The sequence below is a fragment of the Parashewanella sp. 2304DJ23-3 genome (assembly GCF_056591695.1).
The window spans coordinates 346,613-369,480 of record NZ_JBWQOH010000003.1; the positions used below are offsets into that span (position 1 = coordinate 346,613).

General features: G+C 40.1%; 16 protein-coding genes. 9 read left to right on the forward strand and 7 right to left on the reverse strand.

What is annotated here, in order from left to right; genetic code table 11:
• Positions 1-346 precede the first annotated feature (346 nt).
• On the forward strand, positions 347-2,488 hold the full coding sequence (locus AC1EU2_RS09585) for a type I secretion system permease/ATPase (protein WP_480298054.1): 2,142 nt from the start codon (positions 347-349) through the stop codon (positions 2,486-2,488).
• Positions 2,488-3,918 carry an HlyD family type I secretion periplasmic adaptor subunit gene (locus AC1EU2_RS09590; protein WP_480298055.1) on the forward strand — a complete coding sequence of 477 codons (1,431 nt, stop codon included), beginning with the start codon at positions 2,488-2,490 and terminating at the stop codon, positions 3,916-3,918. Before AC1EU2_RS09585 ends, AC1EU2_RS09590 begins: the two co-directional genes overlap by 1 nt.
• Before the next feature lie 45 nt (positions 3,919-3,963).
• Here AC1EU2_RS09590 and AC1EU2_RS09595 read toward each other — a convergent pair whose 3' ends face one another.
• Complete coding sequence (locus tag AC1EU2_RS09595; RefSeq protein WP_480298056.1) at positions 3,964-4,746, reverse strand: sporulation protein; 783 nt, start codon at positions 4,744-4,746, stop codon at positions 3,964-3,966.
• A gap of 362 nt (positions 4,747-5,108) precedes the next feature.
• Between AC1EU2_RS09595 and AC1EU2_RS09600 the strand changes: the two genes are divergently transcribed.
• The 6 genes from AC1EU2_RS09600 (at position 5,109) to AC1EU2_RS09625 (ending at position 15,928) form a co-directional block, all read left to right on the forward strand.
• The gene (locus AC1EU2_RS09600; RefSeq protein ID WP_480298057.1) at positions 5,109-6,173 is read left to right on the forward strand and encodes a DUF3083 family protein; all 1,065 of its coding nucleotides are present in this window, start codon (positions 5,109-5,111) and stop codon (positions 6,171-6,173) included.
• A 557-nt stretch (positions 6,174-6,730) separates the two neighbouring features.
• The gene (locus tag AC1EU2_RS09605) at positions 6,731-8,638 is read left to right on the forward strand and encodes a bifunctional 5-dehydro-2-deoxygluconokinase/5-dehydro-2-deoxyphosphogluconate aldolase (RefSeq protein WP_480298058.1); all 1,908 of its coding nucleotides are present in this window, start codon (positions 6,731-6,733) and stop codon (positions 8,636-8,638) included.
• 29 nt (positions 8,639-8,667) lie between these two features.
• A complete protein-coding gene (iolD, locus tag AC1EU2_RS09610; RefSeq protein ID WP_480298059.1) occupies positions 8,668-10,521 on the forward strand; it encodes a 3D-(3,5/4)-trihydroxycyclohexane-1,2-dione acylhydrolase (decyclizing) in 1,854 nt (617 codons plus the stop codon).
• Between the two features lie 24 nt (positions 10,522-10,545).
• Positions 10,546-11,445 carry a myo-inosose-2 dehydratase gene (gene iolE, locus AC1EU2_RS09615; RefSeq protein WP_480298060.1) on the forward strand — a complete coding sequence of 300 codons (900 nt, stop codon included), beginning with the start codon at positions 10,546-10,548 and terminating at the stop codon, positions 11,443-11,445.
• 21 nt (positions 11,446-11,466) lie between these two features.
• Positions 11,467-12,969 (forward strand): CoA-acylating methylmalonate-semialdehyde dehydrogenase, encoded by a 1,503-nt coding sequence (locus tag AC1EU2_RS09620; RefSeq protein ID WP_480298061.1) that lies wholly within the window; start codon positions 11,467-11,469, stop codon positions 12,967-12,969.
• A gap of 367 nt (positions 12,970-13,336) precedes the next feature.
• Positions 13,337-15,928: a TonB-dependent receptor gene (locus AC1EU2_RS09625; RefSeq protein WP_480298062.1), complete on the forward strand. Its 2,592-nt coding sequence runs from the start codon at positions 13,337-13,339 to the stop codon at positions 15,926-15,928.
• 64 nt (positions 15,929-15,992) lie between these two features.
• Here AC1EU2_RS09625 and AC1EU2_RS09630 read toward each other — a convergent pair whose 3' ends face one another.
• The gene (locus AC1EU2_RS09630; protein ID WP_480298063.1) at positions 15,993-16,820 is read right to left on the reverse strand and encodes a MurR/RpiR family transcriptional regulator; all 828 of its coding nucleotides are present in this window, start codon (positions 16,818-16,820) and stop codon (positions 15,993-15,995) included.
• Between the two features lie 279 nt (positions 16,821-17,099).
• Between AC1EU2_RS09630 and AC1EU2_RS09635 the strand changes: the two genes are divergently transcribed.
• A complete protein-coding gene (locus tag AC1EU2_RS09635; RefSeq protein WP_480298064.1) occupies positions 17,100-18,392 on the forward strand; it encodes an alkaline phosphatase in 1,293 nt (430 codons plus the stop codon).
• 55 nt (positions 18,393-18,447) lie between these two features.
• Here the strand turns inward: AC1EU2_RS09635 and AC1EU2_RS09640 are convergent, their stop codons facing one another.
• The 5 genes from AC1EU2_RS09640 to AC1EU2_RS09660 all read right to left on the reverse strand — a co-directional run bounded on the left by AC1EU2_RS09640 (position 18,448) and on the right by AC1EU2_RS09660 (position 22,859).
• Positions 18,448-19,641 (reverse strand): UxaA family hydrolase, encoded by a 1,194-nt coding sequence (locus AC1EU2_RS09640; protein WP_480298065.1) that lies wholly within the window; start codon positions 19,639-19,641, stop codon positions 18,448-18,450.
• A gap of 3 nt (positions 19,642-19,644) precedes the next feature.
• Positions 19,645-19,959: a UxaA family hydrolase gene (locus AC1EU2_RS09645; protein WP_480298066.1), complete on the reverse strand. Its 315-nt coding sequence runs from the start codon at positions 19,957-19,959 to the stop codon at positions 19,645-19,647.
• Positions 19,956-20,801: an amidohydrolase family protein gene (locus AC1EU2_RS09650; RefSeq protein WP_480298067.1), complete on the reverse strand. Its 846-nt coding sequence runs from the start codon at positions 20,799-20,801 to the stop codon at positions 19,956-19,958. Before AC1EU2_RS09650 ends, AC1EU2_RS09645 begins: the two co-directional genes overlap by 4 nt.
• The gene (locus tag AC1EU2_RS09655) at positions 20,791-21,831 is read right to left on the reverse strand and encodes an aldo/keto reductase (RefSeq protein WP_480298068.1); all 1,041 of its coding nucleotides are present in this window, start codon (positions 21,829-21,831) and stop codon (positions 20,791-20,793) included. Before AC1EU2_RS09655 ends, AC1EU2_RS09650 begins: the two co-directional genes overlap by 11 nt.
• A 191-nt stretch (positions 21,832-22,022) precedes the next feature.
• Positions 22,023-22,859 carry a fumarylacetoacetate hydrolase family protein gene (locus tag AC1EU2_RS09660; RefSeq protein ID WP_480298069.1) on the reverse strand — a complete coding sequence of 279 codons (837 nt, stop codon included), beginning with the start codon at positions 22,857-22,859 and terminating at the stop codon, positions 22,023-22,025.
• Between the last annotated feature and the right edge of the window lie 9 nt (positions 22,860-22,868).

The window sequence follows — 22,868 nt, forward strand, 5'->3', positions numbered from 1 at the left end:
CGACAGCAATAACAGAAAAATCAAATTAACAACCAATGCGTAAACATTCGGAGCACAGTGACGCCAAGCATATGACATAAGTCAGATTTACGTCACACACATCAGCAAAAGTGTGCGACAAATAGTAGATTTCATATTTTAAAAATTCAGTAAAATTAAATTTAACGGTATAAAACACCGTTTAAGTTACATGTTTTTCATATTTATCCAGCCTTATATTTGTGTTTAATAAACAAAAAATGGTATTAATAAAAAATAAAGTTAAAGATAAAAACAAACCATTAACATTTAGTTGGTTTATTAATTTTTATTAATCTTATCCTCTTCAGAAATTGTGGTTGTAATTATGCATTTTCAACAAGCATCAAAAAAAGAAAATAACCAAACTGGATTAATGAGTTTTATTATGATGTTGCAGTACTTAAAAAAGCCTGCTGATATCGAATCAATAAAACATGAATTTTGCCCTGATGGTAACGACCTTTCTCCTACAACCATGCTTAGAGCTGCGAAAAAGCTCAGTATTAAAGCTAAATCAACAATCATTCAACGAGACAGAGCAGAAAAAGCGGCTTACCCACTCATCGCTATTAATAAGGACAATACCTACTTTTTAATCGCTGCAATCCGAGATAAGCAAGCCCTGATACAAGTCCCCGGCCAGCAACCTCAAAAATTATCGACTGATGAATTATTTCAACAATGGGATGGCAGGGCGATTTTGATGACGAGTCGAGCTCGACTTGCAGATAAAGATAGAAAGTTTGACCTTAGTTGGTTTATCCCTGTCATTGTAAAATACAGAAAGTTATTTAAAGAAGTGCTTATTATCTCTTTCTTCATTCAACTTTTTGCTTTAGTTACGCCGTTTTTCTTTCAAGTAGTCATGGATAAAGTTCTGGTAAACAGAGGGTTAACCACACTCGACGTATTGGTCATCGGATTGATCATCATCACCTTATTTGACGTTGTGCTTGGAGGGTTGCGAACCTATATTTTCTCGCATACAACCAGCCGGGTCGATGTCGAATTGGGTTCACGGTTGTTCGATCACCTCGTCCGTTTACCTATTGCCTATTTCAATTCACAACCTGTAGGCCAAATCGTTGCTAGAGTGAGAGAGTTAGAAAGCATTCGTTCTTTTCTAACGGGGAATGCCCTAACCTTAGTGCTTGATCTTGGCTTCACTTTTGTCTTCTTTGTGGTGATGTATTTCTATTCCCCGACGCTCACTTACATCGTATTAGCGTCTATTCCGATTTACTTCTTGATATCAATATTTATTACTCCTGAGCTAAGAAATCGAACTGAGGAAAAATTTCAACGTGGTGCGGTAAACCAAGCCTTTTTAACCGAATCTGTCACGGGTATGGAAACGCTCAAGTCTATGGCCGTTGAGCCTCAAATGCGTCAACGCTGGGAAGAACAGTTGGCAGGATACGTTAAAGCCTCATTCCGGTCAGTGGTACTTGGTATTTTTGGTGGGCAATCTGTTCAATTGGTTAGCCGAGTTGTTTCAGCTATCTTACTTTGGCAAGGCGCACAACTGGTAATTTCCGGCCAATTAACGGTCGGTCAGCTTATCGCATTCAACATGTTATCAAGCCAAGTTTCAGCTCCTATTTTGCGACTAGCGCAATTATGGCAAGATTTTCAGCAATTCAGAATTTCGCTGGATCGTCTAGGTGATGTCCTTAACATTCCACAAGAGCCACAACAAAGTTTAGATCGCCAAGCACTCCCTCCGATTAAAGGAAACATCAAATTTGAAGGTGTGCATTTCCGCTATTCTTCTGAAGGACAAAAAATCCTACAGGGCGTTGATCTTGAAATTCCAGCAGGACAAACCATAGGTATTGTTGGAAAGTCTGGATCAGGAAAATCTACGCTAACAAAACTTATACAGCGGCTTTATATTCCAGAAAACGGAAAGGTACTCGTTGATGGTAGCGACTTAGCATTGCTTGACCCTGCTTGGTTAAGACGACAAGTGGGTGTCGTATTACAAGAAAGCGTGCTCTTTCATCGTTCAGTAAAAGAAAATATTGCCGTTACCGATCCCAACATCTCGATGGATCGCATTATTAACGCCGCAAAACTGTCAGGCGCACATGAATTTATTCTACAACTGCCTCATGGTTATGACACGCCAATTGGTGAGCGTGGTGCAGGTTTGTCAGGTGGTCAAAAGCAGCGTATCGCCATTGCCAGAGCACTTGTAACCAATCCAAAAGTCTTGATTTTTGATGAAGCAACTTCGGCATTGGATTATGAATCAGAAAAAGCAATCCAAGATAATATGAAACACATTTGCCAAGGCAGAACGGTGATCATTATTGCTCACCGACTGTCTACGGTTCGGCATTGCGACCGAATCATCACGGTTGAAAACGGTACCATTGTTGAAGATGGCTCTCATGATGCCTTACTCGCTAAAAATGGACGGTACGCCAAACTCTGGTCTGCACAAATTGGGGAGGCACAATAATGTTTGAGACATTGAAACGATACTCTGCAATCTGGAAATCAGCGATAAAGTATTACGACAAGCAAGGTGAGCAGGATAGGAAAGGTGATGAACTCGAGTTTTTACCTGCTGCGGTAGAGATTTTAGAAACACCAGCTTCTCCAGTTGGCCGGAGTGTTGCCATCATCATCATGAGTCTATTTATCATTCTAGTGATTTGGGCATGGTTTGGAAAAATTGACATTGAAGCCACTGCTCAAGGAAAGATTGTACCTGTTGGTCAGGTTAAAGCCGTCCAAGCTTTAGAAATTGGCAAGATCGATGCGATTTATGTGACTGAAGGACAGCGAGTTTCTAAAGGTGACAAGTTAATTAAACTCAATCCAACTGAGTCTGAGGTCAATGTCCAACAAGTTCAACACGACATGCAAAATGCGCAACTTAATGTATTCCGTTTAAATTTATTACTGCACAGTCTAGATTCGCCTAACGCTCAAGTGAGCTTTACTCAATCAATATCAACGCAACAACCTGAATTATGGAATAAAACCACTAGCAAACAAATTCAACTGCAAAGCCAGTTGTTTAATCGTGACTTTGAATTATTTAAATCACTCAAAAGCAGCCTTGCGTCGGCACTGCTTCAACAAAAAGCCACAATTGAGTCAGTTAAAACTAACATTGAAAAACTTAAAACATTGGAGCCACTTTTTACCGAACAAGAAAAAGTGACTAAAAAGCTGCGTGATAAAGGGCATGTTTCTTATGTGGATTGGCTTGCATACAAAGAAAAACAGGTAGAAACAAGCCAAACATTGAAAGTACAAAAAAGTCGGTTGATAGAGGCTAAATCTCAACTCGCCTCAATTATCAGCAATGGCGTTCATCAAGACAGAATGTTTCGCTCTCAAAGACTCAAGCAACTTGAAGAACAAACGCTTAAGTCAGAGTCTTATGCATTAACTTTGCGCAAAGTGAAACAAAGAGAACGTAATCAATATCTAACAGCACCTGTGTCAGGTACCGTTCAACAAGTTCAGGTACATACTATCGGTGGCGTTGTGCAACCTGCGCAACCATTAATGGTGATTGTGCCTGACAGTGCGAACCTTGAAATCGAAGCTTATGCACTTAACAAAGATATTGGATTTTTAAAACCCAATATGAGAGCTGAAATTAAAGTAGAAAGCTTTCCATACACACGATATGGATTAATACCCGGTGAACTTGTTCAAACCTCGCGTGATGCTATTGAGCAGCAGAATGTTGGCCGTGTTTATAAGATTAAGGTGAAAATGGACCAAAAATCGATTCTTGTAGGCGATAAACAGATAGCGCTACAGCCGGGTATGAGTGTCACCGTTGAAGTCAAAACCGGCAAGCGCAGATTGTTAGAGTTTTTCTTGGCACCATTTTTACGTTATCAAAATGAGGCGATGCGGGAGAGATAACAATGAAGGAGGTAGAGGCATTTGATTCTCTATTTCCTCAATAAATTAAGATTCAGAATCAATTAAATGATGCAATGCATCAGTGAAATTATCATTTAAATCTTCATCGGTGATATCCCAACGAACAAGGCTTTCGTCCATATCAAGCATTTCAGATAAAAAGCCAGTAAACCCTCTTGCTCTTCTGTCTATTTCGAATAATGCGCCAAGATGATGTGGTTCATTCAGCATCACAATTTCAACTTCATCTAACTTGCGATAAAAATCACCTGCTGTTGGCTTAAATTCAAACTCTTGAACAAATGGAATCGACTCCCCTCTGAGTTTTGCGGCTTCACATTTTACTTCTGAAATCCTAAAGCCAAGCGTTTCCATTGCAGATAGTAATGTATGTTGCTTAACATTAGGTGTTACTGAGAATGCATCTTTATCTGACTTATCTAGCGCATTATCAATATCTAGATCAGTAACTATCCAGTTTCTAGATTGTCCAATTGATAAAGGGGCACGTGAGTGCATATTGAACTCAAAATCAAATACCAAAGATTCATCACTTTGGATGGTAAATGCATCAGAGACCTTCACGGCTGATAATTGATACTGTCGTTTTCGTTTTTGACTATTACCTTCGCTGTCTTCTACTTCTTCAATATATTCACAAAAGTGTCGAATGATGATGTGGTTAATCTCTTGATCAACGTTTCCACCTTTCACTTGTACTTCACCGTGAATTGCGCCGCCGCATTCAAACTCGTTAAGCGATAACAGGGTATCAACTTTGGCTGCACCAATTCCAATCGTACTTAGGGCTTTTTTAAAAAATGACATTCCAACTGCTCTGTAAAACAAAATTTTGATGCATTTTATGGAAATATTCTGAGTTTTTATAGTCCTTAATCAGAGGGCTGAGCAGTAAAGTGTTGATCATAATAAACTTAGGACATCCACACGACACTGTTTCTGTATGAACTTATAAGCCTTTTGAGCCTTTTTAGTTTGTCGACCGGTTTCGCTTCTTATCGAATTGTCTTATGAAATTCATCCTCTGATTTATGAAACACTTGTTTTCGTTATGATTTCAAATACAAAGTCAAATTGACAACGAAAACCCAACCTAGATCAAATTTTGAATATTGAGAACTGTTAAGATGCGTGCACTTTTGGCAATACACTAAATCAAGGAAAGCAGCATGCCGATCAGTCACAAACATCGGGTATACATTCCGACAAGTGCTCGTTCTAATCAGTACATCACAGCTGACATCAAAGTCACTCCAGAACTCATTCAACATTTTGGAGGTTTGGAAAATTTATATAAAAATTTAAATCCGACGATTTTCAAATTAGCTGAAGATGAAGGACTTCATAACTGCCAAGTTATTGCCAATGACAAATTACCTGTAATCCGATATCACACTGAGTCATATCACTTTCAGACCAAAGAGCAGATCATATTTTTTTACAATCCTTCTTACCATGAAGCTCAAAATGTGTTTATCGATAAAGGCCATCAACCAAATAAAATCCGTATTGTGCTTTTAGCTACAGGTGAAGATTTAAGAGCAAATTCTGCATCATTCCATAGTCAGGTTCAGTGTTTTGTCACAAAGCTTCAGCAACAATATAAAGATGTAGACCTAAGAATAAAGTTTCGTGACCATCAACATCTTTCTTACGATTTATTTGCTAAGTCCAAAGGCTTTAAAGAATCATATGGATTTAAGCTACGCTCCATTTCTGAGCGTTATAAATCTAGAGGTTGTACATTACCGGATGAACACAGCTCTTTGGCTTACGTGACAATAAACTTGCCAATTAACAGAAAACTGAAAAATGCTTTAATGAACGGTGAAAGCGTTTTATCAAACTTATACGACACGATTCAAGACCATTACTTAACTGCGATTGAAACAAAGTCTCTTACCCGTACCGCTATGATCGCCAATGGGCGGACACCTCTTGTTAGAAACAGCAAATTTGACCAACAAGAAAAAACTGAAGAATTGCAAATGATTGGATTTGATCCTGAATCTAAAGATCTTCAATTCGTTTACGAATGTGATGTTAATGGCACTGCTGACTGTATCAATTTTATAATCGTAGCAGGTAGCGATGACTGTGATCGTGAAGGCTATGGTAAATTTATGAACAAAGTTGAAAAAGTGTTTAAAAAATTAACTGAACAACTAAAAATGGATAAAGAACATGAAGATATGATTGTTCGATTCCATCAACACATTAGCTACAGCAAGTAAGGTTTCGATAGTGACAATGCTGTCTCAAACCGAGGCAGCCTTTATCATTCACACTTGAATCGCATTTTATCGTTTTAGTCCACATAGAGAACCAAAGAAATTAAACCTCACCTTATTCAGCTACATTTGAAACTCTGTCAATTTAATAATTTCAAAGCCTAAACTAGAGGCCGTTCCCAATTAGTCATTTTGATTCTAGGCGTAACCCGTAGGGCTGTGTATATTTTTCATTTCTTCTGTGTTGCCGAACGCTTATGTAGAACAACTACACCTCACATTCGTCGTCTGTGAGCTGAAATTTTTTGTCAGGTTATTAAAATCACCATTCTAACTATCCTTTAAAAAACTAAACCTAAATGTGTAATGAATTTTCTTTGAAATTTAAAATTCTATAAACTTTCAAATTGAAATATTTATTTCATCGTGGTATTTTTTGTTCCATTAATTTCATAGTGGTAAATTGTTTAAGTACCTGACGATAAAATCTTAAGAAATTTATGGTTAGATACTTATGCCTACCACTACAAGAATAACAATAAATTAGGAATAGTTTGCGTATGGAACAACATAAGGCGCTCGACGTAATTTGCCTTGGCCGTGCGGCTGTTGACTTATATGGTCAGCAAATCGGAAGCCGACTTGAGGACATGACAAGTTTTGCTAAATATTTGGGTGGGTCATCCGGAAACATTGCCGCAGGTACAGGTAAACTGGGCTTAAAATCAGCGATGCTAACCCGGGTTGGTGATGAACACATGGGGCGTTTTGTCCGTGAAGAGCTCGCTAACAACGGAGTCGATGTAAGCCACGTTGTAACTGACAAAGAGCGCCTGACGGGCTTAGTGATTCTGGGTGTTAAAGATCAAGAAACGTTTCCTCTTATTTTCTATCGCAATGATTGTGCGGATATGGCGATCAGTTGTGATGATTTTGATTATGACTATATCGCACAATCTAAGTCGCTATTGATCACTGGTACTCACCTTTCACAATCTAAAAGTTATGAAGTGTGTCAGCAAGCCATCAAATACATGAAACAAAGTGGTGGTAAGTTTGTTTTAGATATCGACTATCGCCCTGTTCTATGGGGGCTTTCGAGTTTAGGCGATGGTGAAACGCGTTTTATCTCTAATGAAACGGTATCGAAACATCTTCAAAAGGTTTTGCCTGATTGCGATCTCATTGTTGGCACAGAAGAAGAAATCCACATCGCCGGCGGCAGTGAAGATACCATTACTGCACTTAACAACATTCGTAAATTATCAGATGCGACGATTCTATTAAAATTGGGCGCTCAAGGTTGTACGGTACTTGATGCAGATATTCCAGCATCGGAAGCTCACTTCGAAACCTTTGGCGGCTTTAGAGTTGAAGTGCTCAATGTTCTCGGCGCTGGCGATGCTTTCTTAAGTGGTTTCTTACGTGGTTGGTTACGTGGTGAGTCATATGAAACCGCTTGTGCCTATGCTAATGCGTGTGGTGCCTTGGTGGTTTCTCGCCACGGTTGCACACCAGCATCACCGTCAGAAGAAGAGTTATTCCACTTCATTAAAGAATACGCAAACATCAATGATGTAGCTAATGATCCAACGCTGAACTATTTACACCGTGTCACGAATCGTCCGCCAAAGAACGAACAAGATTTATGCATTCTGGCCTTCGATCACCGTAAACAGTTTTTCGATATGGCTGTTGAAGTCGGTGCCGACCCTAAGCGCATCAATAAGATGAAATCACTGCTCACTCAAGCGGTTGAAAAGGTGCAATCTGAACAAGGACTTGGCGATAAAGTGGGTGTGTTGATTGACGATACTTATGGTCAAGATGCTCTGAACCGAGCTACAGGGCAAGGTTGGTGGATTGGTCGCCCTGTCGAATTGCCTTCGTCTCGCCCTATCGAACTGGAAGGCGGTCGTGATATCAGTGCTCGCCTGCAAACTTGGCCTATCGAACATATCGTTAAGTGCTTGGTTTTCTATCACCCTGACGACAGTACAGAATTGCAAATTGCACAAGAGCGCCAAATCATCGAGCTTTACCAAGCCTGCTGTAATTCTGGTCATGAACTGCTGCTTGAAATCATTCCACCGCATGATATGGACAAAGATGACTCAACCGTTGTCACCGTAATGGAGCGTTTCTACAACTTAGGCGTTTTTCCTGATTGGTGGAAACTCCCGAGTCCAACAGATACAGCATGGCAATTAATCGACAGCTTGATAAAAAGCAGGGCGCCACATTGTAAAGGTGTCTTACTGCTTGGTTTGGATGCACCGATTGAAGTGTTACAACAAACCTTTAAAGCCAGCTGTAAATTTGATATTTGTAAGGGCTTTGCCGTTGGTCGTACGATTACGTCTCAACCGTGTAAACAATGGCTTGCGAATGAAATCGATGATGAAGAAATGGTTGAAAAAGTCAGCCAAAACTACATCAATTTGATTGAAATTTGGCAAAGCCGATAATAAGAAAAATACTAATTGAAGGTAGATTTATGGAAACCCTACGTCTTACTACCGCACAAGCTGTGATTAAATTTTTAGCGGCGCAAAAAGTCGAAATTGATGGCCAATTGGAATCCATGTTCGCAGGTTGTTTTGCAATCTTTGGACATGGAAATGTCGCAGGCCTTGGCGAAGCACTTTTTCATGCGCAAGATGTGCTGCCGACTTATCGTGGTCACAATGAGCAAGGCATGGCACATGCTGCAATAGCCTTTGCGAAGCAACACAACCGCCGTCGTATGATGGCGTGTACGTCTTCGATTGGGCCCGGTGCCGCCAATATGGTTACTGCTGCAGCTTTAGCTCATGTTAACCGCTTACCGGTGTTATTTATGCCGGGCGATACTTTTGCTAATCGCACACCAGACCCAGTATTACAACAAGTTGAAGCCTTCCACGACCCAAGCATTAGTACTAATGACTGCTTTAAACCGGTGAGCCGCTATTTCGACAGAATTAGCCGTCCAGAACAGATCATTACCAGTTTGCCAATGGCAATGCATTACTTGACTGATCCTGCTGATTGCGGTCCTGTTACCTTATCACTGTGTCAAGATGTGCAGGCAGAAGCATTTGATTACCCTGTGAGTATGTTTGAAGAACGAATTCATACTCCGCGTCGTCAAATGCCCGATTCATTAGAATTAGCTTCGGCGGCTCAAGCGCTTCTAAGCTCATCAAAACCAATGATCATTGTCGGTGGTGGTGTCCATTACTCTGATGCTACAGCTGAACTAAAAGCATTTGCAGAAAAACACAGTATTCCGGTTGCTGAAACGCAAGCTGGCAAAAGTACACTGACTTGGGACCATCCAAATTCTGTCGGTGCTATTGGTGTTACCGGTAGCCAAATCGCTAACGAATTGGCACAAGAAGCAGACGTCATTTTAGCTGTTGGTACTCGCCTGCAAGATTTTACTACCGCATCGCGTACACTCTTCAACGCTAAAACTTTCATCCAATTGAATGTTGCAAAACCAGATGCGATTAAACATGGCGCCCTGCCATTAGTTGGTGACGCTAAAGCAACACTGCCTTTATTGAGTGATGTACTAAAAACATGGCAAGCAGAGACTTCGTGGTTAACTCAAGCTCACGACGGTATTGCTACGTGGAATAAACATTATGATGAAGTCACAGCGCTGAGTGATTCTCCACAAACTGAAACTGGCTTACCCAGTGATGCACAAGTTTTAGGTGCCGTGAAACGTACTGGTTCGAATTCTGATGTAGTCATTTGCGCTGCAGGCGGCCTGCCTGGTGAGCTTCATAAATTGTGGCGTTGTGATTCTGAGAAAAGTTATCACGTTGAATACGGCTATTCGTGCATGGGTTATGAAATCGCAGCAGGTTTAGGCGTGAAAATGGCAAACCCAGAACGTGAAGCCATTGTCGTAGTTGGTGACGGATCATACATGATGATGAACTCTGAACTTGCAACATCAGTAATGATGGGGCAAAAAATCATTGTGGTTGTACTTGATAACCGTGGCTTTGGTTGCATCAACCGCCTACAAAAAGCAACAGGTGGCGCACCTTTTAATAATCTATTGGAAGATTGCCAAACTATTGAATCAGGCGCACCAAAACTTGATTTTGCTGCACACGCCAAAGCAATGGGTGCTGAATCAGAGCAAGTTTCAAGTTTAAGAGAACTTGAAGACGCACTTAAACGTGCTCGAACCTCTGATAAATCCTATGTGGTTGCCATTGATACCGACCCTTACCAAACCTCTGCTGGCGGTTACTGGTGGGATGTGGCTGTGCCAGAGGTGTCTCAGCGTCAAGCTGTTAACGCTTCGCATGAAGCCTATGTTCAAGGTAAGCAAAATCAACCTTACTAATCACTAAAATAAAGATAAGAAAAAATGAGTATTCAATTAGGGATTAACCCTCTTACATGGACTAATGATGATCTGCCATCACTTGGAGCAGAAACGCCATTAGAGACTTGTTTAACAGAGGGAAAACAAGCTGGATTTTCAGGTTTTGAATTAGGCAATAAGTTTCCTCGAACGCCTGAAGCGCTTGGACCAATTTTAAATAACCATGACTTAAAGTTGGTTTCTGGCTGGTTCAGTGGTCAGTTATTTGAACGCAGTGTTGAAGAAGAAATCGAAGCATTAAAGCCACATTTAAACTTACTCAAAACCCTTGGCGCAAAAGTCATCGTCTATTGTGAAGTGGATCGTTGCATTCATGGCGAGCAGCAAACCAGTCTATTGCAACGTCCTACTCTACAAGCTGAACAATGGGCTGAGTTTGGCGAAAAGCTCTCAAAGATTGCAGATTATTGCTTAGAACAAGGCATGCAGATCGCCTATCACCATCATATGGGCACTGTCGTACAGACTGAAGCTGAAGTCGATTTGTTGATGCAGCATACCCGTGACTCTGTCGGTTTACTGCTTGATACAGGCCATTTAACCTATGCTGGCGGCGACCCTATTCGTGTATTTGATAAACACAGTCACCGCATCAATCACATCCACTGTAAAGACATTCGCCCTACCGTGTTGAAAGACGCATTAAACCGAAACATCAGTTTCTTAGATTCGGTATTGAATGGCGTATTTACCGTTCCCGGTGACGGCAGCATTGATTACCCAACATTGTTTGAAAAACTGAAACAGTCTGATTATCAAGGCTGGTTAGTGGTTGAAGCAGAGCAAGATCCTGCCATCTATACACCGCTTAAGTACGCCACATTAGGCAACACCAATTTACGTAAATTCTGTGCCGATGCTGGCATTGAGTTATCAGAATAATCTAAACACAAAGAGTACCTTATGAACACACTAGGGAATTTCATTAATGGCCAGAATACGGCCAGTGAAAGTAATGAATTTGCTGCTGTTTATAACCCAGCAACGGGTGAACAAACCGCTAAAGTATCATTATCAACTGTAGCTGAAACTGAACATGCTATTGAAGTTGCTCAAACTGCTTTTGAAAGCTGGAAAAAAGTCACGCCTCTTAATCGTGCTCGTGTAATGTTTAAATTCAAAGAACTGCTTGAAGAGCACAAAGCAAGTTTGGCTGAGGTCATCACCAATGAGCATGGAAAAGTATTTTCTGATGCCATGGGTGAACTGACTCGAGGTATCGAAGTTGTTGAATTTGCCTGTGGTATTCCGCATCTTGTAAAAGGTGAACATTCACTGAATGTCGGCCGTGGCGTTGATAGTCATTCATTAATGCAGCCACTGGGTGTATGTGCAGGTATTGCCCCTTTTAACTTCCCAGCGATGGTGCCAATGTGGATGTTCCCGATTGCAATTGCATCGGGTAATACCTTCATATTAAAGCCATCTGAGAAAGATCCTACTGTGCCAATGATGATGGCAGAGCTTTTGAAACAAGCAGGTCTTCCTGATGGCGTATTTAACGTCGTAAACGGCAATAAAACTTCGGTTGATGTATTACTATCGGACGAACGAGTTCAAGCTGTCAGCTTTGTTGGTTCAACGCCAATAGCACAATACATTTACGAAACGGCAAGTAAGTCCGGCAAGCGTGTTCAAGCATTAGGTGGCGCTAAAAACCATATGGTTGTTATGCCGGATGCGGATCCGAACCAAGTTGTGCAGTCGCTGATGGGCGCTGCTTATGGCAGTGCTGGCGAACGTTGTATGGCAATTTCTGTCGCCGTATGTGTTGGTGATGAAGTGGCAGACAAACTGATCGGCATGATGAAAGATGAGATTGCTCAAATGCGTGTTGGACCAGGAATGGGACTTGAAGACGAAGCGCATATGGGACCGCTCATCAGTAAAGAGCATGCAGCAAAAGTTAAGTCATACATTGATTCAGGTGTTGAGCAAGGTGCAACACTTGTTGAAGACGGACGCAGTTTTGTTTGTGACGGTAATGAAAATGGCTATTTTGTTGGCCCTACGTTATTCGACCACGTTAAGCCAGGTATGCGCATTTATGACGAAGAAATCTTCGGCCCAGTATTATCTGTGGTACGTGTTGATACGTATGAAGAAGCCGTTGCGTTAATCAACGCTCACGAATATGGAAATGGCACCACTATTTTCACTCGTGATGGTGATACAGCCCGTCAATTCAGCGAAGAAATTCAAGTAGGTATGGTGGGTATCAATGTACCGATTCCAGTGCCTATGGCATTCCATTCGTTTGGTGGTTGGAAACGCTCGCTGTTCGGTCCATTGCATATGCACGGGCAAGATGGCGTTCGTTTTTATACTCGTATGAAAGCCATCACAGCTCGCTGGCCAAGTGGAATTCGTGCTGGTAACGAATTTACCATGCCGACGATGAAATAAGGTTTAGAACAACAGAATCACAAGCATAAGCTTTCTCCCCCTTCCCTTAAGAAGGTTTATGCTTTTTTAGATCATTTAAGAATAATAAAGAATTCAGCTCAAAAGAACTCAGCAGTATACAACTTGCGACATTCCACTTCGAAAAAACCAAACACACTTTCAATTCAAATACACATCGCTATACAGATCCACTCGCTGATTACAATTTCGTATCAATAAAAACACAAAAAATATTTCTATCAACATTAGATTACAATTATGTAATGCAATTGAAATAAATATTCTATATTATCATTCATGGAATTTTTTAGTGTTAACGTTTTAACTTTATATAAATTTTCTAAAAAAAATAAAGGACAAATGGAAAATGTCATACAACAAATCTATTCTTGCATTGGCTATTACTTCTGCTTTAAGTTTTTCACAAACACAAATTGTAGTGGCGGAAGAGCGTAAAAATTCGAAAGAAGAAATTGAAAAAATTGAGATCTCTGGTACCTATTCAGACAGTTTATCTCGTGCACGAGAACTAAAGAAAGATGCACCTACCATAACTGACATTATCTCTGCTGAAGATATTGGTAAATTCCCAACTGAAAATGTAGCTGAAGCGCTTCAGCTAATTCCAGGGGTTCAAATTGATAGAAATAGAGGCGAAGGTCTTGGTGTGAGTGTCCGAGGTCTTGGCCCATCATTTCAGGTAACTCAACTCAACGGTCGAAGCATTGCGGTAAATGAAAATGTAGAAAACAGTGGTCAAACTGGACGTCAATTTCGCTACGATATTCTGCCTTCTGAGCTTATCTCTGGATTAGAAGTTGTAAAATCTCCTTCAGCAAGTATGGAAGAAGGTGCTCTCGGTGGTATTGTGAATATTCAAACATTCCGTCCATTGCAATTATCGAACTCAGGATCTGTGTCAGTAAAAGGTAGCTATTCAGATTTAGCTGATAGTGTCGACCCTAAAATCTCAGGTTTGTATAACTGGGTTAATGATGAACAAGATTTTGGTATTTTATTTTCTGGCGCCTATTCTGAGCGTGAACTTCGCCAAGACCGTGCATTTACCTTTGGTTGGTTACAAGGTGCATTAAACGCTGCTGATGGAGAGCCATCATTAGAAGATGCATTCGCACCACAACGGAACCGCCCTACTTTAGAACGCCAAAACAGAGAAAGAAAGTCGATTTCATCTGCAATTCAATGGCGCAGCAGTCAAGAGCATGAAATGAATATCGACATATTATGGTCGAATTACGTTGTTGGTTTTGATGAAATCGGTATGGATATTGAGCTAGGTGGCGATGTAACTAACGCTGTAGTTCAAGGTAACTCGTTAATTTCAGGTATTGCACACGGTACTGGGTTGCAACTCTCTAGGGAGTCTTCTGAATCTGATCATAATTCATTCACAATTGGGATTAATAACGAATGGTCATTTAATGACTGGCGTGTTGAAGCTGATATCAGCCTTTCAAAAGCGGATAGTGAAACCTCTGATCCTATCAAACGTACTCGCTTAAGGTTAAAAGAGCAGGCCGTAGGTTTTAATTACAGCAGCGGTTACAACTCAGCTCCGCAATTTAGCTTCCCAGTTGATATTACCGATACCAATAATTTCCCTGGCCGTAGAATTGAGTATCGAACAATCGAAGCCAGTGATAAAGATAACGGTTTAAAACTAGATTTTGAACGCTACCTTGATGGGACTTTTTCAAGCTTAGAGTTTGGGCTTAGTCTCAGAGATCGTGAACGTGAATACAACCGTCGTGATATTAGAGTCTCTGATGGCATTAGCGGTGAAATATTCGATAGCGAGTTTTTTGATAAATTTCCAGTAAGCGACTTTAGTTCTGGTATTTCTGGTAATTACCCAAGCAGCTTTGCAGTACCAAGTGGCGACGCATTTCATAGCACATTTTTTGGTAATGACTTAACAAATCAACCTTTGACAACAGGTGATCAAAGAAACTCATATAAAGTTAAAGAAAAGGTTTACGCAGCTTACGTCCAAGCAAATTTTGAGTCTGCCGATGATTTACCATTCTTTGGTAACTTAGGACTCCGAGTGGTTCGTACTGAGCAAAATCCAATGGGTACAAGTATTATTGACGGCGAGCCTGTTAGCGTAGATTTCAAAAATACTTATACTGAGCTCCTACCAAGCGCAAATATTAACTTTGAGTTAGAAGAAGATTTAATTCTACGACTTGCATTTGCAAAAGTAATGACTCGACCTTCACTGCCAGATTTAAGACCGGGTCTCACGTTTAGTACTGATTCACCAACCGCTAAAGGTGGTAACCCAAACCTTAATCCATATGAAGCATTCCAATACGATGCATCGTTAGAATGGTATTTCGATGATTCAAGTTATGCATCTGCAGGAATATTCTATAAAGACATCACGACTTTTATTTCGACTCAAGCGCAACTGCTTAATGTAAATGGTACTGATGTAACCTTAAGTGCTCCGTCAAATACAGGGGAAGGTGATATTCAAGGCCTTGAGTTAGCCTTTCAACATGTATTTACCTCGCTACCTGCGCCATTTGACGGTTTAGGCATGCAAGCTAACTACACTTATGTAGACAGTAAAGTTGAAGCTGTTGAAAATGAAGTGCTAAAAGAACAAACCATTGCTGGTTTATCTAAGAATAGTTATAACCTTGTCGCATTTTATGAAACAGATGATTTTGGTGCTCGCTTATCGTATAACTGGCGTGATTCGTTCTTAGTTAAGAACGGTGTTGGTGTTGTTGCTGATGAAGTACAAGCTGATTTCGGTACATTAGATGCAAGCATTTCTTATTCAATTACTGATTCAATCAATGTTTCTCTTGAAGCCGTAAACTTAACCGATGAAACAATTAAATCATATTTTGAAGATGAAATTCGTGGTGGTCGTATTGACCATTATGGAAGACGCTTTTCATTAGGTATGAATGTGAAATTCTAAACGGGTAAAGTATCAAAAAGCCGCTTAATTTAAGCGGCTTTTTTTAATTATAATGAGTTATTTATCACTCACCATTAAATACTAAACTCGTTGCCAAGGTCTGCGCCAAAATCATCGTTGCTGATAGTGAACGGAATGTATGCACTTCCGCATCATGAACAGTAAAGGCTACTGTAGCGTTGCGTGATATTGGGCTAAACCCGTTATCAGAAATAGCAATATATGGCGTTTTGCTCGTTGATACATGGTTTATCACTTCCAATGCTTCTGCCGAATATGGGTGAAAACTGGTAACGATTAATAAATCTTTTCCAGAAATGGCAGAACATTGCTCTTTTAGTAATCCACCAAGTCCATCAAGTAAGTGCACCTTACAACCTGCATGACTTAATGTGTATGTTAAATACGTCGAGACAGGTAAAGATCGACGCTGACCACAAACATAAATATGATCGGCCTCTTTTATTAAACCCAATGCTTGTTCCAAGCTGCTGGGGGAAATGCCCAACTCTAAATGCTGTAATGAAATAATATTTTCTTGGCAGTATTTCTGCATTAATCCGTATGGCGAATCACCTGCGTTTAAATCAGCTTTAACCATGTCATTACTGATGCGCTCTTTATAACTGGCAGTGTGAGCTGTAACATACACCTGAAATATGCGCTGCATTTCTGTGAAACCAGAATAACCAAAAGCTTTTGCAAAACGAATCAACGCCGATGGCGGCACCTTAGCATCATTCGCAATTTTTGCCACCGTCTCTAGCGCCATTGCCGTCGGATGCTCTAGTGCAAAACTTGCGATATCTTTAAGTCTCTTACTTAAGTTTGGAAACTCTTTTTCAATATTTGCAATGAGATTTTCATAAGCTTTTAGAGCATTATCAGGCATAAGTTTCCTTTATTTGGGATACCAAGTGGCTGTTGAGTTATATGAAACTCGTTTTTGAGACCACTTATGAAATTTGAATTCTAAATGATATACAATTCATTCTACAATAGCCATATAACTTTGATTTTAACTCTTCCTTTGTTAATTTTACCGACTTTCGACCTCCTTTTTACACCCTTTAATTTCAACTAGTTATTATTGGAATAAACATTCCAGACAATACTCTATTCTGTTAGTATTTATATTCACTTAAAACTAAAATTATAAGTTGAAAATTAAATGAAAAATCGACTGTATCTCTCTGCCCTATCTTCTGCTTTGCTATTAGCTTCATCGTCTTTATTTGCTGCCAACGACACTGATAAGCCAAAGAATATAATTTTAATGATTGCCGATGGAATGGGGCCAGCTTATACCTCTGCTTATCGTTATTACAAAGACAACCCTGCAACTGAGCGACTTGAACGTACTATTTTCGATGATATGTTGGTTGGCATGTCCACTACACATCCAGATCTATCCAGCGGTTATGTTACTGATTCAGCTGCCTCGGCAACAGCAATGGCTTCAGGCGTCAAAACTTACAATGGTGCAATTGGTGTTGATGTAAATAAAAAGCCAGTAAAAAGCGTATTAGAAATGGCAAAAGAACAAGGGTTAGCCATTGGCATCGCTGTTTCTTCACAAGTAACGCATGCAACTCCGGCCAGCTTTTTAGCTCACATTGAAAAAAGAGGCGACTATAAAGCCATTGCAGAGCAATACCTTGATTCCGGTGCTGATGTAATTTTAGGTGGTGGAAGAAAATACTTCTCACCTGAGCTGATCAAACAATTTAAGAGTAATGGCTACAACTACGTAAATAAAACAGACAATCTAGATAGTGTTAACTCATCAAAGGTTTTAGGTTTATTTGCTGAAGAACAACTGCCTTGGGCAATTAACAACTCAAGTTCAAATCACTTAAGTCGTTTAACCGCCAAATCCTTAGAACTGCTTTCTCTGAATGATAAAGGTTTTGTACTGCTTGTCGAAGGAAGCTTAATCGATTGGGTTGGGCATGCTAACGATATTGCTACCGTTATGGGTGAAATGGATGAATTTGCTCAAACGGTTTCAGTAGTAAAAGACTTTGTTAATGATAACCCAGACACTTTAATGGTGGTAACAGCTGACCACGACACCGGTGGGTTAACACTTGGTGCAAATGGACTAAAAGCATGGCACCCACAGGTGATTAGAAATATTTCTATCAGCCCAATAACAATGGTCGAAAAACTAAAAGCTGATAAACAATGGAAAGCCAGTTTACAGAAATTTTTAGGCTTCATGCCAAATGAAAACCAATGGGCTTATCTCGTAGCGGCTAAAAATGATGATGAAAAGTTTTTAAAAGCAATTCGTGACGTCATTAATACCGAAAGTAATACTGGCTGGACAACCACAGATCACACAGCTGTCGATGTACAAGTATTCGCACACGGTGTGAAATCAGAAAAATTCAGTGGAATGCAAAACAATACAGAGATTGCTAAAAAGATTATGGCGTTACTTCCAAACGAAAAACTATAGGGAAATACAGAAGATAGTGAACTACGTTTTAGTTTTGTAGTTCACTATTTCTAACTTATCTAGAACAAGGTAAGCAGCTTGGCCCGATTTCCTCGAAGTGCTTGTAGGTTAAAATAAACTCTTGATGTTGCAAGGCTTCTGATTTAGTTGGTTTACCAGCTGACACTTTCATAATTAAATCATAGATTTCATCACCAACAGATTGTGGTGTTCCTTCACCCCGTAGTACCTTTCCAGCATTAATATCCATATCTCCAACCATCTTTTTATAGGTCTCAGGGTTAGCACAGATTTTAATTACTGGTGAAATAGCTGAACCAACCACTGAGCCTCTACCGGTAGTAAATAGAATTAAGTGGCAACCACACGCAATCATTTCAACAATCTCAGCGTTATCAGAGATGTTTGGAAAGCCATAGCGCACTTCACCGTCAGGAACGACGTCTAGAAGGTACAAACCTCCCGTTGCTGGAACATCGCCCGGCTTAATTAACCCAACAATTTTGGAGTCACCCGATTTACAGTAAGCGCCCATTGACTTTTCTTCTTGCGTGGTTAAGCCTCCTTCTGCGTTGCCGGGCGCAAAACTGCCATATCCAAGCACTTCATAATAATTAGCCGCTTTCTCTAAGCATTTATCAATTTCATCTGCAAGTTCAGGTGTTTCTGCACGGCTATTCATAACCTGCTCACAACCGATAAGTTCACCCGTTTCTTCGAAAATACAAGTTGCATTATCAGCAACTAATCTATCGAAGCAATAGCCGACCGCTGGATTGGCTGAAATACCACTAGTACCATCTGAACCACCACAAATCGTTCCAACAACCAGCTCATCAATATTGATTCTAGTTTTAGGTACTTTTACTAGTTCTTGTTTTAATGCTTTAACGCTCTCAATCCCTTTAATAATCGTATTAAAAGTTCCTCCATTTTCTTGGATGACTAGCGTCTCTACCGGTCGGCCACTCTGTTTGATATGTTGTTCTAACTCTTCTCGATTGAAGCCTTCACAACCTAATGAAAGCAACAGAGCACCACCAACATTAGGATGAGTACAAACCGCTTTCATCATTTTTAATGCGTAATCATTCGGGTAACAACCTGGGAATCCAATCAAATGGACTTCATGATCGTCAAATTTATGAACAATACGCTGAGCGACATGGTGCGCACACTCAACCAAGTACCCAACGACAATAACGTTGCGAATCCCTTTTTTTCCATCTTTTCTTAACCATGCTCTCATTACTTAAGCCTCGTCCTTTACTAAACCAGAGCGCTGATGGCTAGGAATATAATCACTTTTCAAATTGTGTAGATGCACATGTTCCCCAAAACTAATATCAGTCTTAGCGGAACCAATTTCAGCACCGTACTTAATGATTTTTTCAGTTTTAGAGATATCAAGTCTCGCTAACTTATGACCCACTTGAATCGTTTGTTTAAGCTCTACTTCTACCCCTTCAAGCATAATGTGCTCGCCGTCATCTAACTGCTGACAACACACTAAAATATTGTCTTGCTCATGGAGTAACACGAGCCTTTTGTCTGTAATTGATGTCATGCTTTATCCTCCAAGCGATAGAACTGAATTGCTGTATTTCTAAAAATTTCCTGCTGCTGAGGCAAAGTTAAATCAGCTACATATGTTTTTATCATTTCCAACCAGCTTTGATAATTTGAAGCCATATTCAACACTGGCCAATCACTGCCCCACATTAAACGTTTAGTGCCAAATTCATTGAACAAAACGGCTAAATATGGCTGTAACTCCTTTAACTCAGCATTAGGTGACGCTTCATTCAACAAGCCTGATACTTTACAAAATACATTTTCGCACTGAGAAAGGGCTTGCATGTTTAATTGCCAAGTTTGCATGTGCCCACCAGCAATGTCAGGTTTCGCAGCGTGATCAATCACGATCTTTAATTGAGGATAGCGTTGAGCAACAATAAGCAGTTGAGATAAATGTTTTGGCAAAACTAACGCATCAAAACTTAAATTTAATTTGACCAATAATTCAAATATCGCTTCGAATTTAGGGGTCAAAATCCAGTCTGAATCGTCAATGTCTTGAAGCATTGGACGTATCCCTTTGAAGTTAGGGTCTTGCGATAGAAGCTGCAACTCAATGATTGCGTTATCTGACTCCATATCAATCCAACCAACGACACCAGCAATCGAGTCTACTTTTGAGGCCAACATTAATAAAAAATTGGTTTCTGCGATTGTTGGAGCTGCCTGAACTAAAATGGTTTTCTCAATATCATGATTATTCAGATGAACATCGAGATCCTTCGGTAAATAGTCTTGATACAATACTTTTAAGTCAGGTGTTAGCCACTCATAATCTCCTCGACTTAACTGCCAGTAGTGTTGATGAGCATCAATGACTTTAAACGACATAACGCCCTCCTAAAGGCAAATAGTCTGCAGTTTTTTCTGAGATTAGGTTTTGCACTAACATCGCATGCCAAAATTCTTGAGGGATCGACTTTAAGAACAGTTCACTATTTTTATGCACTAAATCAGCGGAGTTTGCTCCTGGAATGACACTAATTACGCTTGGGTGAGTAATACAGAACTGCAACGCAGCGGCTGGCAATGGTATTGAAAATTCATGGCATAACTGCTCTATTTGCTTCACTTTGTTAATGATTGGCTCTGATGCTGGAGCATAATCATAATAAAGCGGGCTTTGAGTTTGTGTTCCTGTTGCTAAAATACCAGAGTTATAAGGGCCACCTATGATCACTGACGATTCCGCTCGTTCACATTTAGGTAAAAAAGACTCTAAAGATTTTTGCTCGAGTAAGGTGTATCGTCCCGCCAACAGAAAGCAATCCCAATAGCCATTATCCATAGCTTGTTCGCATATTTGATATTCGTTTACGCCCAACCCAATTGCTTTAACAACTCCCTGTGCACGTAATTCATCTAACGCTTTATAACCACCTGACATTGCATCAGTAAAGTGCTTCTGATGATTTTCACCATGCGTGAGTTGACCAATATCATGCATTAATAAGATATCGATTTTATCAAGTCCTAGCCTTTGAATGCTATCTTCAAAACTCCGCATTACCCCGTCATAGCTGTAGTCGTAACAAAAATCGAAAGGCATTGAGCTTTTAAATCCATGCCTTTCTTTTGCATATCCCGCAGGCTTTAAAAGTCGACCAACTTTAGTCGAAATGACATAGTCTTCTGCAGGTTTACTTCTTAAAAAATCGCCTAAACGTCTTTCGCTTAAACCTTGTCCATAATGAGGGGCTGTATCATAAAAACGTAGCCCACTTTCCCAAGCGGCTTGAAGCACATTTTCAGCTTCGCTATCTTGCATTGCTGCATACAAGTTACCAATTGGGGCACAGCCAAACCCTAATTCAGCAACCTTAAGAGAAGACTTACCTACCTTTCTTTTTACTAAACTCATCCTTTGTCCTTTTTATTATTGTTCTAAGTACTCATTCAAATGCAATCGGTTCAATAGATGAGTGCAATGCAAGGCGCATTAAGGGACGCATAGCTACTCTATGTGACCTGTTCTGAAACGCAGTATTGTGCTCAGGAAGCATAATCAGAATGTGTGCTTTCACTTGCATGGGAACTTAATTCAAAGAATGATCACACACTTACAACTAATTGCTTCTGCTCACCTAAGCCTTCAATGCCTAAATGAATTTTGTCACCCTGTTGTAAATATATCGGTGGTTTTTGGCCTAAACCGACACCAGGTGGAGTACCTGTTGTAATTACATCACCCGGATTTAATGTCATGAACTGGCTCAAATAACTCACAATAAAGGCTGGTTTAAAAACCATGGTTTTTGTTGAACCATTTTGATAACGATGGCCATTTACCTCTAACCACATTGATAAATTCTCAACATCCTCGATTTCATCTTTAGTAACCAACCAAGGACCAATAGGACCAAAGGTGTCACAACCCTTCCCTTTATCCCACTGTGAGCCTTTTTCTAATTGAAATGTTCTTTCTGAAACATCATTACAAACGCAATAGCCTGCAATAACATCATTGGCTTCATCTTCAGAAATATAATTAGCCTTCTGTCCAATAATGATGGCCAGTTCAACTTCCCAATCTAATTTATCGCTGTTTTTAGGTTGAATAATATCGTCATTAGGGCCACAAATTGCGCTGGTAAACTTACTGAAAACTTCTGGTTCTGCTGGCACTGGCATGCCTGATTCAGCAGCGTGATCGGCATAGTTCAAACCAATACATAGAAACTTCCCAACACCTGAAACACAAGCACCCATTCTTGGAGAACCGTTAACAATAGGCAGTGACTCAATATCTAAATCAGCGAGTGCAGAAAGATTTTGAATAGAGGCCGCATCAATATCGTTGATTACCGATGAAAGGCAGCGAATGTTATTGTTGTTATCTAATATTCCTGGTTTCTCTTGACCAGGCTCACCGTATCTTAAGAGTTTCATTTTACTTCC

Excerpts from the sequence above, each read along its gene's own strand:
- AC1EU2_RS09640 (WP_480298065.1), bottom strand. The coding sequence starts at position 19,641 with ATGAGAGCATGGTTAAGAAAAGATGGAAAAAAAGGGATTCGCAACGTT.
- AC1EU2_RS09600 (WP_480298057.1), top strand. The coding sequence starts at position 5,109 with ATGCCGATCAGTCACAAACATCGGGTATACATTCCGACAAGTGCTCGT.
- AC1EU2_RS09585 (WP_480298054.1), top strand. The coding sequence starts at position 347 with ATGCATTTTCAACAAGCATCAAAAAAAGAAAATAACCAAACTGGATTA.
- AC1EU2_RS09630 (WP_480298063.1), bottom strand. The coding sequence starts at position 16,820 with ATGCCTGATAATGCTCTAAAAGCTTATGAAAATCTCATTGCAAATATT.
- AC1EU2_RS09655 (WP_480298068.1), bottom strand. The coding sequence starts at position 21,831 with ATGAGTTTAGTAAAAAGAAAGGTAGGTAAGTCTTCTCTTAAGGTTGCT.
- AC1EU2_RS09650 (WP_480298067.1), bottom strand. The coding sequence starts at position 20,801 with ATGTCGTTTAAAGTCATTGATGCTCATCAACACTACTGGCAGTTAAGT.
- AC1EU2_RS09620 (WP_480298061.1), top strand. The coding sequence starts at position 11,467 with ATGAACACACTAGGGAATTTCATTAATGGCCAGAATACGGCCAGTGAA.
- AC1EU2_RS09625 (WP_480298062.1), top strand. The coding sequence starts at position 13,337 with ATGTCATACAACAAATCTATTCTTGCATTGGCTATTACTTCTGCTTTA.
- iolD (WP_480298059.1), top strand. The coding sequence starts at position 8,668 with ATGGAAACCCTACGTCTTACTACCGCACAAGCTGTGATTAAATTTTTA.
- AC1EU2_RS09645 (WP_480298066.1), bottom strand. The coding sequence starts at position 19,959 with ATGACATCAATTACAGACAAAAGGCTCGTGTTACTCCATGAGCAAGAC.
- AC1EU2_RS09660 (WP_480298069.1), bottom strand. The coding sequence starts at position 22,859 with ATGAAACTCTTAAGATACGGTGAGCCTGGTCAAGAGAAACCAGGAATA.
- AC1EU2_RS09595 (WP_480298056.1), bottom strand. The coding sequence starts at position 4,746 with ATGTCATTTTTTAAAAAAGCCCTAAGTACGATTGGAATTGGTGCAGCC.
- iolE (WP_480298060.1), top strand. The coding sequence starts at position 10,546 with ATGAGTATTCAATTAGGGATTAACCCTCTTACATGGACTAATGATGAT.
- AC1EU2_RS09635 (WP_480298064.1), top strand. The coding sequence starts at position 17,100 with ATGAAAAATCGACTGTATCTCTCTGCCCTATCTTCTGCTTTGCTATTA.
- AC1EU2_RS09590 (WP_480298055.1), top strand. The coding sequence starts at position 2,488 with ATGTTTGAGACATTGAAACGATACTCTGCAATCTGGAAATCAGCGATA.
- AC1EU2_RS09605 (WP_480298058.1), top strand. The coding sequence starts at position 6,731 with ATGGAACAACATAAGGCGCTCGACGTAATTTGCCTTGGCCGTGCGGCT.